The organism is Streptomyces sp. NPDC031379 (assembly GCF_055569615.1).
Genome location: NZ_JBVIIT010000028.1, coordinates 124430 through 140629, shown reverse-complemented (window position 1 = coordinate 140629; position 16200 = coordinate 124430). Strand labels below are relative to the sequence as shown.

General features: G+C 71.5%; 13 protein-coding genes. 4 read left to right on the top strand and 9 right to left on the bottom strand.

Annotation, left to right across the window (positions count from 1 at the left end):
• From ACZ5CW_RS34090 to ACZ5CW_RS34080, 3 genes are all read right to left on the bottom strand, one after another.
• A partial coding sequence (locus tag ACZ5CW_RS34090; RefSeq protein WP_468608328.1) for a carboxyl transferase domain-containing protein occupies nt 1–203 on the bottom strand: 203 nt, incomplete at its 3' end.
• Nucleotides 204–357: 154 nt separating this feature from the next.
• The gene (locus ACZ5CW_RS34085) at nt 358–2661 is read right to left on the bottom strand and encodes a polysaccharide lyase 8 family protein (RefSeq protein ID WP_468608338.1); all 2304 of its coding nucleotides are present in this window, start codon (nt 2659–2661) and stop codon (nt 358–360) included.
• 29 nt (nt 2662–2690) lie between these two features.
• Nucleotides 2691–3188 (bottom strand): hypothetical protein, encoded by a 498-nt coding sequence (locus ACZ5CW_RS34080; protein WP_468608336.1) that lies wholly within the window; start codon nt 3186–3188, stop codon nt 2691–2693.
• Nucleotides 3189–3419: 231 nt separating this feature from the next.
• Between ACZ5CW_RS34080 and ACZ5CW_RS34075 the strand changes: the two genes are divergently transcribed.
• Nucleotides 3420–4028: a YceI family protein gene (locus ACZ5CW_RS34075; RefSeq protein WP_468608326.1), complete on the top strand. Its 609-nt coding sequence runs from the start codon at nt 3420–3422 to the stop codon at nt 4026–4028.
• A gap of 104 nt (nt 4029–4132) precedes the next feature.
• On the opposite strand, the gene ACZ5CW_RS34070 is transcribed toward ACZ5CW_RS34075, so the two are convergent.
• Nucleotides 4133–5488, bottom strand: a complete 1356-nt coding sequence (locus ACZ5CW_RS34070) for a hypothetical protein (protein WP_468608324.1) — start codon at nt 5486–5488, stop codon at nt 4133–4135.
• Nucleotides 5489–5546: 58 nt separating this feature from the next.
• Entirely contained in the window at nt 5547–8558 is a 3012-nt protein-coding gene (locus tag ACZ5CW_RS34065; RefSeq protein ID WP_468608322.1) for a glycoside hydrolase family 3 protein, read from the bottom strand.
• 157 nt (nt 8559–8715) lie between these two features.
• Here ACZ5CW_RS34065 and ACZ5CW_RS34060 point away from each other — a divergent pair, with 157 nt between their 5' ends.
• From ACZ5CW_RS34060 to ACZ5CW_RS34050, 3 genes are all read left to right on the top strand, one after another.
• Nucleotides 8716–10584 (top strand): ricin-type beta-trefoil lectin domain protein, encoded by a 1869-nt coding sequence (locus tag ACZ5CW_RS34060; protein WP_468608320.1) that lies wholly within the window; start codon nt 8716–8718, stop codon nt 10582–10584.
• Nucleotides 10585–10591: 7 nt separating this feature from the next.
• Nucleotides 10592–11080 (top strand): hypothetical protein, encoded by a 489-nt coding sequence (locus tag ACZ5CW_RS34055; protein ID WP_468608318.1) that lies wholly within the window; start codon nt 10592–10594, stop codon nt 11078–11080.
• Between the two features lie 149 nt (nt 11081–11229).
• Entirely contained in the window at nt 11230–11835 is a 606-nt protein-coding gene (locus ACZ5CW_RS34050) for a GOLPH3/VPS74 family protein (RefSeq protein ID WP_468608316.1), read from the top strand.
• Here the strand turns inward: ACZ5CW_RS34050 and ACZ5CW_RS34045 are convergent, their stop codons facing one another.
• The 4 genes from ACZ5CW_RS34045 to ACZ5CW_RS34030 form a co-directional block, all read right to left on the bottom strand.
• Nucleotides 11836–12261, bottom strand: a complete 426-nt coding sequence (locus ACZ5CW_RS34045) for a VOC family protein (protein ID WP_468608314.1) — start codon at nt 12259–12261, stop codon at nt 11836–11838.
• 13 nt (nt 12262–12274) lie between these two features.
• Nucleotides 12275–13885: a citramalate synthase gene (gene cimA / locus ACZ5CW_RS34040; RefSeq protein WP_468608312.1), complete on the bottom strand. Its 1611-nt coding sequence runs from the start codon at nt 13883–13885 to the stop codon at nt 12275–12277.
• 285 nt (nt 13886–14170) lie between these two features.
• A complete protein-coding gene (locus ACZ5CW_RS34035) occupies nt 14171–15481 on the bottom strand; it encodes an MFS transporter (RefSeq protein WP_468608310.1) in 1311 nt (436 codons plus the stop codon).
• Nucleotides 15482–15570: 89 nt separating this feature from the next.
• Entirely contained in the window at nt 15571–16191 is a 621-nt protein-coding gene (locus tag ACZ5CW_RS34030) for a TetR/AcrR family transcriptional regulator (RefSeq protein ID WP_468608308.1), read from the bottom strand.
• Nucleotides 16192–16200 lie beyond the last annotated feature (9 nt).

The following is a 16200-nucleotide window of genomic DNA, read 5'->3' as shown; positions in this document are numbered from 1 at the left end:
ACCTCCTGGAAGGACCCCGGGTCCAGGAGCAGCTCGATCCGCTCCCGCGCCGTCAGCTTGCCCTTGGCGTGCTGCGCCTCGGTCGCCTTCTCGCTGGGGCCCGCCACTGCCTGCGCACGAATCTCGTGCAGCTCGGCGACCCGTCCGCGCGCGTCCGTCGGCTCGCCGGTCGGCTCACCCGTCGTCTCTTCCAAAACGGTCATGTAGTGACCTTACGAAGGACACCAAGGAAAGCGAGCCGTCGACTCCGTACAGTCTCCAGCCCGTTTTCCTGGTGCGAGTGAACAGAACCAGAGCGGTGTGCAGCCGTTCCGACTGCTCAGAAGGCACCGGCGTTGTAGAGGTGCCACAAAGCCGTCACCTGAGAGCCACCTCACATTCGTGTGTGGAACATGCCATCCCCGGAGTGACACGGACCCTCAGACGGCGGTCCGCCGAGAGGACCTCCACACTGTCGTCGGCCCGGTTCACCGCGCGCACCGGGTGGTCCCAGACGATCTCCAGCGGCTCCCCCGTACGGGGCGGCTCGCTCACGTGGAGGGTGGCCGTCCGGCCCCGGCGGACGAGGAGCACGCTCGCGCCCGCCGAGACGGTCAGGTCCCCCACGGTACCGAGCCGCCAGAAGTTCGCCGCCGTCAGGCCCAGCCGGGGCACGGCGACGGCCTGGCAGGTGCCGTCGTTGGCCAGGACGGACAGCCACCGGCGGTCGGCGGCCCGGGCGGCGGTCGCGGCGCGGGAGGCACCGGGCAGCAGGACGTAGACGTAGCGGGCGCCCGCCGGGTCGGTGCCGTGGTCGAGCCACAGCGTCTGCCAGCGCCGGGTGCGGCGCTCGTCGGTGCCGCCGGTGTTGATGTCGCCCCAGGCGCCGGTGCGGTCCTCGCGAAGGGCGTGCAGGTCGCCTCCGCACGGCAGCACCCATCCGCCCTGTCCCTCCAGATGGGCCCACCGGCGGGCGTGCACGAAGGTCTGCGTGCCGCCCTCACCGAGGTTGCGGTTGTCCACGACCGTCTCGACCGGGACGCCGTCGGCACAACTGATCCCGGCGCCGAGGCAGACCACGGCGTCGTCGAGGAAGAACCAGGACTTGCGGGCCTCCAGGGTGGAGCCGAGGCCCTTGAGGTGCTGCCCCACGGCCGCGTACTCGCCGTCCGTGGTCCCGCCGACCCAGCGGACGTCCGGTGTGGGCTCGCCCCACTCACCGCCGGCCCGGTCGGCCAGCCGTTTGGTGGACACCGTGGTGCCGGGCAGGCGGTACCAGTCGACGGTCGGCCAGTACCAGTCCGTGTACTGGTCGCCGCGCCCCTCGGGCCACCAGGAGAGCATCCCGGACCCGGTGTGCCAGCCGCGCGGGTTCTCGCCGTTGCCGCACTCGTAGTGGGCGATGCGGTCGCTGGCCATGGAGAGGGCGGCGGTGAAGCGGCGACCGCGGTGGACGGCCCGGTCCATCGCCGGGAAGAGGCGGTGCCCGAGGGGCTCCGGGACCGCCGGGACGGGCGATGCGGCGACGGCGTGCAGCCGGGCGAGATCGGCCACCCCGAACTGACGGGCGGTCAGCACCGGTACGACGGTGTCCCGCTCGATCCACCCCTTGATCCGGCCGTACCACCGCCTGCGTTCCTCCTCGCTCACGCCGCCCGCGAGCAGGGCGACGGCGGCGACCAGCGCCTGTCCGTGGTAGTGGTCGCTGCGCATCACCCGCAGGTCGTCGCCGCGCAGGCAACCGCGGCTGAGGGCACGGCCGTTGACGCAGTCCATCACCAGTCCGTCGTGGATCAGGGGCGCGTAGGCGTGCTCGACTCCGTCCAGGACGTTCCGCCGGGCGGGGTCGGTGACCTCCCACGGCGATCCGGCGAGCAGGGCGAACAGCCGTCCCAGGCCGTCGAGCAGGACCTGGCCGTACGTCCCCGAGTAGGCGACCCGGACGTGCTGGACGAACGAGCCGTCGGCGTACAGCCCGTCCCCGCCGGTGACGTACGCGAAGACCGGCGAGAGGGCGTCCCGCGCGAGGGAGAGCCGGGCGGGATCGCGTCCGAGGATGCCGCGCAGGGCCACGCTGCGGCACAGGTCGACGCGGTTGGCGCCGGTGGAGGTGCCGGTGTAGTCGGCGAGCATCGCGTCCGGGATGAAGTGGTCGACGGCCGCGCAGGCGGCCGTGATCCGGGCGTCGCCGAGCCGCTCGTACAGGGCGGCCGTGATGTCCATGAGCAGGCGGGGGCTGCCGATCTGCCATTCCCACCAGTTGCCGTAGCGGGTGGTGGCAGGGTTGTAGACGGCCGTGGAGAGGTGGTCGAGGCCGCGCAGGACGTCCGCGAGGAGTGCGGGGTCGCCGGTGGACCCGGTGCCGGGCTGGACGTAGGCCTGGGTCATGGTCCACAGCCGGCCGTAGCTGAAGGTGATCCCCGACGGCGGGTCGAAGGGGTGGCCGGGCCAGAGGGAGGCGGCGGCGGGGGCCATGGTGCCGCCGAAGTCCCGGGCCCGTGTGCCGAGTTCGGCGAGCCGGGAGGCGTACGGCTCGGCGCCCGGGTCGAATCCCGCCCCCAGGGCGATGCCGAGCCAGCGGCGGCGCAGGACGTCATAGGGGTCGTCGGCCGCGCGGGCGCGGGGCGCCAGGACGGGGACGAGGGCGGCGGCCAGCAACAGCGCGCGTCGGGTCATGCCCATGGGACCGGTCACCGCCCTCTCCCGCCGGCTCAGCAGCCGCCGCAGTTGTAGTAGAGGACGTCCCAGTGGTTGCCCTCGTCGGCGTAGATGTTCCCGGAGCCGGACTTGTACTGCGGGGCGCCGTCGCCGCGCAGGCCGATGTAGGTGAAGTTGTTCTTGATGTACGACGTCACGCACGTGTTCTTGCCGTAGTCGAGCTTGTAGCCGTTCCAGTGGGAGTAGGTGCCCGAGGCGTGGCCGGTCTCGGTGCCGCCGGTGATGTTGAGGGCGCAGCCGCTGGCCCCCTTGAGGGTCTGGGCGCCCTGGGCGGTGGCGAGGTTGAGCTGCTCGAAGGACGTACAGGTGGGGTTGTTCCGGTCGGAGCAGCCGCCGGAGGACGACCAGGTGATGCCGACGTTCCGGAACATCTGGGTGGCGGTCGCGTGGCTGATCTTGGTGACGGCGAAGGCGTCGGTGGCGGTGCCGACGACGGCGACGCCGGGGGCGACGACGAGGGCGAGCGCGGTCAGGAGGGAGCGGGACTTCATGACCTTGTGGGCCTTCATGGGGACCTTCCTGCGGTGGGCCGTGCGTCCTGTGGGTCGGCTGTGCAGGTGGTGCAGGCAGATGGTGCCTCAGCTCTACGCGCGTCCGCCAGAGGGCGTACCGGGTTACCGTGTGCGACCTCCGCGACACGCTGCGGATTCTGTTGAATCTCGAACGAAATGGGTCTACTCTCGGAGTCGCAAGTTCGTTTAACGTTCAACTAGGAGCACGACATGGGCATCTTCAGCCGCAAGGACAGCACCCCCGCGACCGCTTCGGCGCCCACCGCCGCGGGCCCGGACCTGACCGCGCTGACCGGCGACTACACGATCGACCCGGCCCACACGACGATCGGTTTCGTGGCCCGGCACGCGATGGTCACCAACGTCAAGGGCGGCTTCCACGACTTCACCGGCACGCTCCACCTGGACGGCGCGGACCCCGCCAAGTCCACCGCCACGCTGGACGTCACGATGGAGAGCATCGAGACGGGCAACGCCGACCGCGACGGGCACCTGAAGTCGTCCGACTTCTTCAAGACCGACGAGTTTCCGGCCATGACCTTCCGCTCCACCAAGGCGGAGGCCCTGGGCGGTGACGACTACCGCATCACCGGCGACCTCTCCCTGCTCGGCGTCACCAAGCCGATCACCATCGACCTGGAGTTCAACGGCGCCGCGAAGGACCCGTTCGGCAACGAGCGCGTCGGCTTCGAGGGCAAGGCCGAGATCCTGCGCTCCGAGTGGGGCCTGACCTGGAACGCGGCGCTGGAGACCGGCGGCGTCCTCGTCTCGGACAAGATCAAGCTGATCTTCGACATCTCCGCGATCAAGAACGCGTGAGCCTCCGGCGGAAACGGGGAGGCGGGCGCCCGGGGCCCTGCCGTGCGGCCGGCCCCGGCGCGGGCGCGGCACCGGCCGGATGCCGTTCCCTCAGGACGCGTCCGTCAGAACCCGCCCCCGAAGTCGCCTCCGCCTCCCCCGCCGCCGTCGAACCCGCCGCCGTCGCCGAACCCGCCCCCGAAGTCCCCGGCGTCGAAGTCCGTGCCGGACACGTCGCCGCCCTCGTAACCGCCCCCGCCGAAGTCGCCGTACCCGGTGCCGTAGTCCGCCGCGTACGACGGCGTGGCCATCATGCCGCCGAGCAGGGTGCCGACGAGCAGGCCGGGGAGGATGCCGCCGCCGAAGTAGCCGCCGGCCCAGGGGCCGTAGGCGGGGCCGGCGTCCCAGTAGGGGCGGCGGCCGTAGTCCGTGTCGACCTCGCGCACCACCGGGTCGCGGCCGTCGGCCAGCCGGGTGGCGTCGGCCGCGCAGACCGGGACCTGGCGCGGGGCGCCGCCGGGCGGGGTCCACGTCGCGTCGGTGGCGGAGGGCCCGTGACGGGGGTCGAAGAAGCAGGGCGGCCGGCGTTCCGGCAGCGGGCGGCCCTCGCGGCGGGCGGCCAGCTGCGCCAGCGAGAAGCGCCCGTCCTCCAGAGCCTCGGTGACCGCGCGGACGTCCTCCGGCCTCCGCGCGGCGGCCATGCGCTGTTTCGCCGTCTCGTAGGCGTCGAGGGCATGTTCGTAGTCGGCCCGCATCGCGTCGTCGGCGTCGGGTTGTGACGGCTGGAAGTCCAGCCGGTCCAGTTCCTCGCCGAAGGCGGTGATGTCCTCGTCCACCACCACCCGCAGCCGGTCCAGGGCGGCCCGCTGCTCCTCCTCGCGCCGACGGCGACTGCGGCGGACCAGCACGTACGCGCCCGCGCCGGCGGCCACGAGCACCGCGCCCGCCGTGATCAGCGCCGTAGCCGACGCGCCGCTGTCGCCGTCCGAGGCACCCCAGCTCTTCGGGGCGTGACCGCCCATGTTGGCCAGGGCGCGGTCGGTGAAGTCGGTCAGCTGGGTCTTGGCGTCCTCGCCCTGGACGCTGCGCACCAGGTTCTGCCGGGCCGTCGCCGACATGACGGAGGAGTCGGCGCGGGCGTCGAAGCGGTCGCCGAGGCGGATGCCGTACAGGCCGGTGACGCCGGTCGCGGCACGCAGGCGGGAGAAGAGGTTCGCTGTCGGGTAGCCGGCGGGCAGGACCGTGATGAACAGGGGTTTGCCTGCGTCCTTGATCCGTTTCGCCAGCGCGTCGGCGTCCTGCTTCGGCAGCTGGGCGGAGGCCGCCGGATCGACGTAGACGGGTGTCCTGTGGAGCGTCTCGGCGATCGTGGAGACGCTGGTCTCCGCGCTCGCGCGAGGTGCGAACGTGGTCGCCACCACCAGGGCGAGGGCGGCCAGCAGCAGCGCCGGGAGGCTTCGGGTCCGCGGGACGGCCTTCATGCTTCGAAACTACCCGAAGCCTCCCAGAATTGGGCATACAAGCTGATCGGCCTGGTGGCTAGGCCGCCCGGTACGCCTCCGCCAGCTTCTCCACCGCCTTCCCGTACCGGCCGGTCAGCAGCAGGTGGTCGGCGTCGGCGAAGGGCTTCGCCACCGCCTCCGTGATCCGTTCGCCCACCTTCTGCTGGACGAGCAGGCGGGCCCGGGTCACCAGCTCACGACCGGTCCGGTCGGCGCCGGCCCGCTCGGCGGCCGCGGCGGCCCGGTTCAGCGCGCGCAGCACGGCCGTACCGCCCTTCGGGACCTGGGTGAGGGTGGTCAGGCCCCAGCCGTAGGGGAACTGCGGGTCGTACGACGCGTCACCGACGTTGATCGGGAGCTGCGACGCGGACCTGGGCCAGGTGACGGGCAGCTGTCCGGTGAACGGTCGCCTGCCGTAGAGGACGTCGGCGACGCCCTCGCCCTCGGTGCCGGGCAGCCAGGAGGCGACCAGGGCGTCGATCTCGTCCAGCCGGTCGCCGATGAGCTGCGGGCGGCCGGAGACGACGAGCACCGCGCACTTCATGGCCGCGCACACCGTGTCCACGGCCGCCCGGTCGGCCTCGGACAGCTGCAGGTCGTGGCCGTTGCCGACGTCTCCGACGCCCTCGGCGTACGGGGTCTCGCCGACGACGACCACGCCGACGTCGTAGCCGTCGGTCGGAGCCGAGGCGTCCTTGGAGTACGTGACGTCGCCGCCCGCCTCGCGCAGACCCTGCAGGACGGTCGTGCCGCGGGTGATGTTCCCGGAGGAGCCCTGCCAGGTGAGGGTCCAGCCGCCGGTCTGGTTGCCGATGTCGTCGGCGTTGGAACCGGCGACGTAGACCTTCTGGCTCCTCTTCAGGGGCAGCACTCCGCCCTGGTTCTTCAGCAGCACCTGCGACTCGGCGGCAGCCTCGCGGGCGACCTCCCGGTGGGCTGCGGATCCGATCGCGGAGGCGCCGGTGGTGTCGGCGTAGGGGTGCTCGAAGAGACCCAGCCGGAACTTCTGGGTGAGGATGCGGGAGACGGCGTCGTCGATCCGGTCCTCGCCGATCCGGCCCGCCCTCACCTCGTCGATGAGCGTGGTGGTGAAGTCCTTGTAGGAGTACGGCACCATCATCATGTCCAGGCCCGCCTCGACGGACGCGCGGACGTGCGAGGCGTAGTCGCCGGGGAGCTGGTCGATGGCGTTCCAGTCGCTGATGACGAAGCCGTCGAAGCCCAGGCGGTCCTTGAGCACACCGTTGATCATGTCGCCGCGGGCGTGCATCTTCACCGCGCCCCTGCCGTCGCCGAGGAGGTCGAGGGAGGAGTACGACGGCATGACCGTGCCGATCCCCCGCTCGACGGCCGTGCGGTACGGGGCCAGGTGGACGGCCTCCAGCTGCTCGCGGGTGACCTGGGTGACACCCTGGTCGATCGTGTAGGTGCCGGTGGTCGAGGAGCCGTAGGCGGTGCCGCCGTCGGCCACGAAGTGCTTGGCCGTGGCGAGCACCTTGTCGTCGCGGCTCAGGTCCCGTCCGTCCGCCCGGCCCTGGAGGCCCTGGATCACGGTCTCCAGGGACTCCACGAGGGCGGGGTCCTCACCGAAGGACTCGTAGGCGCGGCCCCAGCGCTCGTCGCGGCTCACGCACAGGCAGGGGGCGAAGTCCCAGGGGATGCCGGTGGCGCGGACCTCGGCCGCCGTCACCGAGCCGGTCCGGCGGGCGAGTTGCGGGTCCCTGGTCGCGCCGATGCCGATGTTGTGCGGCGTGATCGTGGCGCCGGCGAGGTTGTTGTGGCCGTGGACCGCGTCGACTCCGTAGATCAGCGGGATCTGGAAGCGCGTGGCCTGCGCCCTCAGCTGGAAGCCGTCGATCATCTTCGCCCAGGCCTCGGGGGTGTTGGGCGTCGGGGTGGAGCCTCCGCCCGAGAGCAGCGAGCCGAGGCCGTACGCCGCGATGTCACCCCCGGTGCCGACCGCGCCGCGCTCGGCCTGGGTCATCTGGCCGGCCTTCTCCGCCAGGGACATGCGGGAGAGCAGATCGGCGACGCGCTTCCGCACCGGCAACTTCGGGTCCAGATACGGCAGTCCGTGCGCGTCGATGACGACCTGCGGGGTCTCGGCCGGGGCCTTCGCGCCGGTGACCGTGAGCCTGAGCGGGACGGTCTCGGCGGGCTCGGCCGCCCTGTCCCTGCGGGTGGGCACCTCGACGGTCCGGGTGGTGCCGGAGGCGGTGCCCGCCGGGAAGGTGAGGGTGCCGGAGACGGGGGTGTAATCCGTGCCGGGCTCGGCGCTGCCGCCGCTCGTCTCGTAGCGGACGGTCACCGGCTGGTCGACCGGCTCCGAGCCGGTGGTGGCCAGGGTGACCCGCACCTCGGCCGTACCGCCCTCCCTGACCGGGTGGACGACCGCGCCGGTGGTGACGGAGGCGCGCAGCGACTGGTCGGCCGTGCCGTACAACTCCACGTCGTCCAGGGCGAAGTCACCCTTGGTCCCGGCCGGGAGGGTGACGGCGTAGCCCCACATCTCCTTGAGGCCGAGGACGTGGTCGATGCCGCCGACGGGCTGGTAGTCGGTGCGGTAGGCGAAGTCGGTGAAGGGGATCTCGATCCGCTTCCAGCCGGTGAAGTCGTCGGTGAAGGAGGTCGTCCAGAGTTCCGAGGCCTCGCCGTGGGCGCCGCCGTCCTTGATCTCGAAGGCGATCTTCCGGCCGTTGTTCCGGCCGTCCCACCAGAACCGGACGCCCTGGTGGGCCGACCAGTCGTGAGCGGGTGCCGCGGCGGCGAAGTCGTGGGTGAAGCCGCCGTAGCCGCTGATGTCGTAGGTGCCGGCCAGGACCGAGCCGCCCCCGGGGGCGTCGGCGCGTTCCGCGAGCCGGAGGGCGGGCGGGTCGTCGGCGTCGCTCCCCCAGGTGAAGATGCCCTCGGCCGGCTGGGAGGCGAAGGGGACCTCGCCCTCGAAACGGTCGACGGGGACGGGTGCGGGGGCGTCCGCCGCGCGCGCGGTCGCCCAGGGGAGCAGACCGGCGAGGAGTGCGGCGGAGGCGAGCAGGGCGGTTCTTCGCATGGACCTTCCCTCGGCTCTCATGGTTCACTCAGGACTTAGCTCACGCCATGAGTTAACTGGGGGCCCACAGACCCGTCAAGACGGCATGTCAGCGGTGTCAGGGCACGACCTCCCCCCACATCAGGCACGTTGGCTCTCCCCAGAAGGGCGACGCACCATGAGAAGATCCCTGCGCACGGCCCGGCTGCTCCTCGCCGGCCTGCTGACCACGGCCGGCCTCACGACCCTCGGCACGTCCTCCGCGCACGCGGCCGGTGAGCAGGTCACGGCCTGGCTCACCACCACGGACGACTCCGCCGGACGCCATGTCGTGCGCGGCCTGCAGGCGCAGACACCGTTCGCCTTCCAGGCCGGGACGGGCGGCGGCGGCGAGAACATCACCGTGGACGAGAACACCCGCTACCAGACCTTCACCGGCGGCGGCGCGTCCTTCACGGACACCGCGGCCTGGCTGATGAACAGCAGCGGGGCGCTGTCCCAGACGACGCGGGACGCGACCATGCGCAGGCTGTTCTCGCCGACGGACGGCATCGGGCTGTCGTTCCTGCGCAATCCGATGGGCGCCTCGGACCTGGCCCGGTACGGCTACACGTACGACGACGTGCCTGCCGGGCAGACGGATCCGAACCTGGCCAGGTTCTCCCTCGCCCACGACCTGGCGGACGTCGTGCCGCTGACCAGGCAGGCACTCCAGCTCAACCCCTCCCTCACCGTGATGGCCTCGCCGTGGACGGCACCGGCCTGGATGAAGGACAGCGGCTCACTCAACGGCGGCTGGCTGAAGGCGGAGGACTACGGGGCGTACGCCTCCTACTTCGTGAAGTACCTCCAGGCCTACAAGGACCAGGGCGTCAACGTCTCCTACGTCACCGCGCAGAACGAGCCGACCTGCTGTTCCGGCTACCCGTCGATGAGCTGGAACGCGAGCGGGCTGGCGTACTTCACCAAGAGCGAGCTGCTGCCCAAGCTGCAGTCGGCGGGCCTGGCGACCAAGGTGCTGGCGCACGACTGGAACTGGGACGTCTACGACTCCTACGCCGCGCAGACGGTGGACGACGCGGCCGTCCGCAACCACCCGAACTTCGGCGGGATCGCCTGGCACGGCTACGGCGGTGACGTCACCAAGCAGACGGCCGTGCACAACCAGTACCCGGCGCTGGACGCCTTCGGCACCGAGCACTCCGGCGGCACCTGGATCGCCAACCAGCAGCGCGAGGACATGTCGAACATCATCGACTACACCCGCAACTGGGCGAAGTCGGTCACCAAGTGGTCACTCGCGGTGGACCAGAACATGGGCCCGCACAACGGCGGTTGCGGCACCTGCACCGGGCTGATCACCGTGCACAACGGGGACGGCGCGAGCGGGACGGTCGACTACACGGTCGAGTACTACACCATGGGCCACCTGACGAAGTTCGTCCGGCCCGGCGCCCAGCGGATCGCCTCGACGGCGTCCACCGCGGTGCCGAACGTGGCGTGGCGCAACCCGGACGGCAGCAAGGCGCTGATCGCCTACAACGACTCCTCCTCCGCCCGCACCGTCACCGTCAACTGGGGCTCGCAGCACGCCACATACTCACTTCCGGGCAAGACCTCGGCCACCTTCACCTGGTCCGGCACCCAATCCGGCGGCGGCGGCCGGACCGGCTCCTTCACCGGCCTGGCCGGCAAGTGCCTGGACGTGGCGGGCGGTTCGAGCGCCAACGGCACGGCCGTACAGCTCTACGACTGCAACGGCAGCACCGCCCAGCAGTGGACCGTCCAGACCGACGGGACGATCCGGGCGCTCGGCAAGTGCCTCGACGTCACCTCGGGCTCGACGGCGGACGGGGCCAAGGTCCAGTTGTACGACTGCAACGCAACCGGTGCCCAACAGTGGTCGTACAACGCCACCACCGGTGATGTCGTGAACACCGCGGCCGACAAGTGCCTCGACGTCACGGACAACTCGTCGGCGAACGGCACCCGGGCACAGATCTGGTCGTGCACCGGCGCCGCCAACCAGAAGTGGACACTGCGATAGGGCGGACATGCGACGTACGGGGGTCGTGACGGCGGGGGTCGTCGGCGGGATGCTGCTGCTCAGCGGCTGCGCCGCCGTCGATCTCCCGCTCGCGGGGGTGCGGGTCGGCACGGACGGGACGCCGTACGCGGTGTTCCGGCCGTGCGGTGACGACGGTTACCAGGGCCCGCACCTCGACGGGCGGCGGGACGGCGCCGGGGACGGCCCCGTGACCGGCGGGTGGGACGCGCGCGAGGAGGGGCTGCACGGGGACGCCGACTTCCCGCTCTTCACCCCGCCCGAGGACTGGCGGGCCCGGCACCGGGGGAAGCAGGAGCTGCTGCCCCGGCACACCTATGTCCTGGGGTTCGGGCACTACGTCAGCGGCGACTCCTACAACGCGGTCGTGGAGTTCACCACCGAGCAGATCAAGCGGCTGAAGCCCGGCCAGGTGCGGGCGGACGGCCGGACGATGAGCCGCCGCGCCTTCGAGAGGCTCGCCGAGGACTCCTGCTGAGCGGCGGCCGCCCGGTGGCTGGGGGACGATGAAGGAAGCCGGCGGCCCCCGGACCGACCGGTCGCTGACCGGTCTGCCCCCGGACGACCGGTCGCGGACCCCCCGGTCGTCCGGGCACGTCCGCGAGCCCGCCCGCCCTGGAGGCCCGTATGACCACACCGCAGGATCTGTTCCTCGTCAGCCTGGACGTCCCCGGCGACCGCCCCGTCGAACAGGGCGACCTGTCGCTGGCGCTCGCGGGGGCCGAGCTGATCGACCTCCTCGGCGCCCGGGCCCTCACCCTGGAGGGTGAGCGCATCGTGCCGGGGCCGACGCTGACCACGGGCGACCGGCTGCTGGACGAGGCGGGGGCCGTACTCGTCCGGCAGGAGCCCTATGAGACGGTCGAGGACTGGCTGTGGCGGCGGGGACAGGGGCTGACCACGGCCTACCGGGACGTCCTGGAGTCCGAGGGCCAGCTCACCGGGAAGCGCCGGCGCCGGCTGGCGCTGCGCGACAAGGACGACCCCCGGGCCGACACCCCCGCCCGGCGGCACGCGGCCGACCGCTGGTGGGCCCACGAGCCCGTCCTGGCCGGCCTCGCCGGCACCCTGGGCATCCAGGGCGACCGGCCGCCGGCCGAGGAGGAGCCGGACGACGAGGCGGTCGTCACCGTGCTGGTGGCGGTCGGGGACGCGGTGACCGAGCTGGAGGCCGTGCGCGAGCGGCGGCGCATCGAGAACGTGGCCTTCGACAACATCTGGCGGGCACCCTGACTAGCCCGTCGGCTGGCCGATCCCCATCAGGTTGCCCTCGCTGTCCCGGAACCAGGCGGCGCGTTCGCCGCGCGCGCCCTTGCTCGGGTAGTTGCCCTCGATCTCGGCGATGCCGTCCCGGGTGCGGAACCCGGGCGCGTCCACGTCCTCGAACACCACGCCGCGCCGCCTCAGCTCCGTCACGGCCGCCTCCAGGTCGTCGACCTCGAACGCCATCTGGGTGAAGGTGCCGGGCGAGACCCCGGTGGAGCGGAACACCACGAAGTCGGCTCCGCCGCACCGGTAGAGCAGCCCGCCCGGGCGTTCGTCCACGGGTTCCAGGCCGAGCTTCTCGGCGTAGAAGCGCCGGGCCCGGTCCAGGTCCCCGGCGGGCAGCCGGGTCGCGACGCGGGACCGGGCCAGGACGTCACTGTCTTGTGCGGTCATGCCTCCACTGTGACTACTCCGCCGGCTCCACGCCCGCCCGCAGCAGCCCATAGGTGTACGCGTCCTCCAGCGCCTGCCAGGACGCGGCGATGACGTTCTCCGCCACACCGACCGTGGACCACTCGCCCGAGCCGTCCGAGGTGGAGATCAGCACCCGGGTCGTGGACGAGGTGCCGTGCACGCCCTCCAGGATGCGGACCTTGTAGTCGACCAGGTCCAGCTTGGCGAGCTGCGGGTAGATCTTCTCCAGCGCGACGCGCAGGGCGCGGTCGAGGGCGTTGACCGGGCCGTTGCCCTCCGCCGTGGCGACGATCCGCTCGCTCTTGGCCCACAGCTTGACCGTGGCCTCGTTGGCGTGGGTGCCGTCGGGGCGGTCCTCGACGATGGCCCGCCAGGACTCGACGTCGAAGTACTTCAGCGGCCTGCCCTCGACCTCGGCGCGCAGCAGCAGTTCGAAGGAGGCGTCGGCGGCCTCGTAGGTGTAGCCCTTGAGTTCGCGCTCCTTCACCCGCTCGACGACCCGGCCGACCAGTTCGCGGTCGCCGCCCAGGTCGACGCCGAGTTCCTTGCCCTTCAGCTCGACGGAGGCGCGGCCCGCCATGTCGGAGACCAGCATGCGCATGGTGTTGCCGACCAGCTCGGGGTCGATGTGCTGGTACAGGTCCGGGTCGACCTTGATCGCGGAGGCGTGCAGGCCGGCCTTGTGGGCAAAGGCGGAGACGCCGACGTAGGGCTGGTGGGTGGAGGGGGTGAGGTTGACGACCTCGGCGATGGCGTGGGAGATGCGGGTCGTCTCGCGCAGCCGGCCCTCGGGCAGCACCTGCTTGCCGTACTTCAGTTCCAGGGCCGCCACGACCGGGAAGAGGTTGGCGTTGCCGACCCGCTCGCCGTAGCCGTTGGCCGTGCACTGCACGTGGGTCGCGCCCGCGTCGACGGCGGCGAGGGTGTTGGCGACCGCGCAGCCGGTGTCGTCCTGGGCGTGGATGCCGAGCCGGGCGCCGGTGTCGGCGAGGACCGTGGAGACGACCGCGTGGACCTGGGCGGGGAGCATGCCGCCGTTGGTGTCGCAGAGGATCACGACGTCCGCGCCGGCCTGTGAGGCCGTGCGGACGACCGCCTTGGCGTACTCGGCGTTGGCGCGGTAGCCGTCGAAGAAGTGCTCGCAGTCGACGAAGACGCGGCGGCCCTGGTCCTTCAGGTACGACACGGTGTCGCGGACCATCTCGAGGTTCTCCTCGAGTGTGGTGCGCAGCGCCAGTTCCACGTGCCGGTCGTGCGACTTGGCGACGAGGGTGATGACCGGGGCGCCGGACTCCAGGAGTGCGTTGACCTGGGGGTCGTCGGCGGCCTTGGCGCCGGCGCGACGGGTGGCGCCGAAGGCGACCAGCTGGGCGTGCCGGAAGTCGATCTCCGCCTGGGCGCGGGCGAAGAACTCGGTGTCCCGGGGGTTCGCGCCGGGCCAGCCGCCCTCGATGAAGCCCACGCCGAAGTCGTCCAGGTGCCGGGCGATGGCGAGCTTGTCCGCGACGGTGAGGTTGATGCCCTCGCGCTGCGCGCCGTCGCGCAGCGTGGTGTCGAAGACGTGGAACGAGTCGTCGAGCGCGCTGGTTGCCGTCTCGGTCATGGTCTCAAGGCTCCTGTTGTGGATCTTCGGTCTTACCGGAATGACCGGCTCCACCGTCCTCTGCATACTCCCTCACGCTCCGCCGCCGGCTGAAGGTGGGCCGGAAAACGAAAAAACCCCTCGCGGGTGCGAGAGGTCTGCGCGCGGGTCGAGGACGACGGTGGCCACTCGCACGTGGTCGTACGAGATGGTCACTGCGGACCGGCGCGCCTGCTGCCAATAATCGTGGCGAACGAGAGCACGGAGGCAGTCTGGCACAGCCCTGCCCCCCGCTCATCGACCGTCTCAGGATGCGGGCGTCAGGCTGGACTCCCCGGAGCTTTCGGCGCTCTGCACCCTCGCCAGATCCAGGTCCTTCGTCTCCCGCATGACGATGTAGACCACAAGGGACACAGCGGCACAGCCTGCCACGTACCAGTAGAAGCCGGACTCGATCCCGGCGTCCTTGAACCACAGGGCGACGTATTCGGCGGTACCTCCGAAGAGGGCGTTGGCGATCGCGTACGGCAGGGCCACACCGAGCGCGCGCACACCGGTCGGGAAGAGTTCGGCCTTCACGCAGGCGTTGATGGACGTGTAGCCGGTGACCACGATCAGCGCGAGGAGAGCGAGCCCGAGGGCGGGCCAGTAGCCGCTCGCGTGCCTGAGGAGCGTCATGATCGGCACCGTCAGGAAGGTGGAGCCCACCGCGAAGGTGATCAGCAGCGGGCGGCGGCCGATGCGGTCGGACAGGCGGCCGGCGAGCGGCTGCAGACAGGCGAAGACGATCAGCGCGGTGAAGGAGACGAGGGTCGCGGTCTGCTTGGGCAGGCCCGCCGAGTTGGAGAGGTACTTCGTCAGGTAGGTCGTGTAGGTGTAGTAGGCGACCGTGCCGCCCATGGTGAGGGCGATGACCAGGAACGCCTCCCGCCGGTGCTGCCACAGGGCGCGCAGGGTGCCGCGCTCCTCGGCGTGCGAGGCGTCCTCCTCGTAGACGTCGGTCTCCAGCATGTTCCGGCGCAGGTAGAAGATCACGGCGGCGCCGAGCGCGCCGACGACGAAGGGGATGCGCCAGCCGTAGCTGTGCAGGGCGTCGTCGGACATGGTGCGCTGGAGGATGATCTGCAGGCCCAGCCCGACGATCTGGCCGGCGGTCATGGAGACGTACTGGAAGCTGGAGGCGAAGCCGCGGCTGCGGGGGTCGGAGGCCTCGGTGAGGTAGGTGGCGCTGGCCGCGTACTCTCCGCCCACCGACAGGCCCTGCAGCAGGCGGGCGACGAGCAGGACGAGCGCGCCGCCGTAGCCGGCCACCGAGTAGGTCGGGGCGACGGCGATGAGGACGGCGGAGGCCGACATGAGCGTGACGGTCAGGGTGAGCGCCGCCTTGCGTCCCTTGCGGTCGCCGACCCTGCCCAGCAGCCAGCCGCCCACGGGGCGCATGAAGAACCCGACGGCGAAGATGCCCGCGGTGTTCATCAGCTGGGCGGTGGGATTGCCGCTCGGGAAGAACGCGCCGGCGAAGTAGGTGGCGAAGCTCGCGTACACGAACCAGTCGAACCACTCGACCATGTTGCCCGCCGAGCCGACCCAGATCTTCTTCCAGTGTTGTCGTCCCATGCGCCGTTACCTGCCCGGCGGCGGAGTGAACGATTCCTTTGCCAGGAGGGGGTTCGGCGAAGGGTTCGGCCGCATCGGCGCCGGCGGCATCAGGCGTCGGGCGTCCCCGGCAGCAGAAGAGAGTCGGCGGTGAACTCGCCCACATGGGCCAGCACTTGTTCCCGATCGGTACCGCGCAGCCCGATGGCGACGTGGATGGAGAAGCCGTCGAGCAGCGCACGCAGCCTCGCCGCGAAGCGGTCGGCGTCGACCCGGCGGAACTCTCCGCGCGAGATGCCCTCGGCGATCAGCGCGACCAGGTCGCGGTGCCAGGCACCCTCGATGGCGGCCTGCCGGGCGCGGGCGTCCTCGTCGGCGTTCTGCGAGCGGTTCCAGACCTCCAGCCAGAGCGTCCAGTGCGGGTCGCGGTGGCCGTCGGGGACGTACAGGTCGACGTAGGCGGCCAGCCGGTCGCGGGCCGGTGCGGCCCGGGTGAGCAGCCGGCCGCGCTCCACGCCGAGCCGGCCCTCGCTCCACTCCAGGGCCTGCAGCAGCAGTTCGTCCTTGGAGTGGAAGTAGTACAGCAGGTGGCCGCTGCTCATCCCGACCTCGCGGCCCAGCGCCGCCATGGTGAGCTTCTCCAGACCGCGCTCGGCGATCATGTCCATGGCGGCGGCGAGGACCTCCTCGCGGGGCGGCGCGTTCTTCCGCGTCCGGGCCGCACCGGCCATCCCGACTCC

Bases quoted from the DNA above. Each gene is read 5' to 3' on its own strand.
- ACZ5CW_RS34050 (WP_468608316.1), top strand. From the start codon at position 11,230: ATGACCACACCGCAGGATCTGTTCCTCGTCAGCCTGGACGTCCCCGGC.
- ACZ5CW_RS34055 (WP_468608318.1), top strand. From the start codon at position 10,592: ATGCGACGTACGGGGGTCGTGACGGCGGGGGTCGTCGGCGGGATGCTG.
- cimA (WP_468608312.1), bottom strand. From the start codon at position 13,885: ATGACCGAGACGGCAACCAGCGCGCTCGACGACTCGTTCCACGTCTTC.
- ACZ5CW_RS34060 (WP_468608320.1), top strand. From the start codon at position 8,716: ATGAGAAGATCCCTGCGCACGGCCCGGCTGCTCCTCGCCGGCCTGCTG.
- ACZ5CW_RS34065 (WP_468608322.1), bottom strand. From the start codon at position 8,558: ATGCGAAGAACCGCCCTGCTCGCCTCCGCCGCACTCCTCGCCGGTCTG.
- ACZ5CW_RS34035 (WP_468608310.1), bottom strand. From the start codon at position 15,481: ATGGGACGACAACACTGGAAGAAGATCTGGGTCGGCTCGGCGGGCAAC.
- ACZ5CW_RS34085 (WP_468608338.1), bottom strand. From the start codon at position 2,661: ATGGGCATGACCCGACGCGCGCTGTTGCTGGCCGCCGCCCTCGTCCCC.
- ACZ5CW_RS34045 (WP_468608314.1), bottom strand. From the start codon at position 12,261: ATGACCGCACAAGACAGTGACGTCCTGGCCCGGTCCCGCGTCGCGACC.
- ACZ5CW_RS34075 (WP_468608326.1), top strand. From the start codon at position 3,420: ATGGGCATCTTCAGCCGCAAGGACAGCACCCCCGCGACCGCTTCGGCG.
- ACZ5CW_RS34070 (WP_468608324.1), bottom strand. From the start codon at position 5,488: ATGAAGGCCGTCCCGCGGACCCGAAGCCTCCCGGCGCTGCTGCTGGCC.
- ACZ5CW_RS34080 (WP_468608336.1), bottom strand. From the start codon at position 3,188: ATGAAGTCCCGCTCCCTCCTGACCGCGCTCGCCCTCGTCGTCGCCCCC.
- ACZ5CW_RS34030 (WP_468608308.1), bottom strand. From the start codon at position 16,191: ATGGCCGGTGCGGCCCGGACGCGGAAGAACGCGCCGCCCCGCGAGGAG.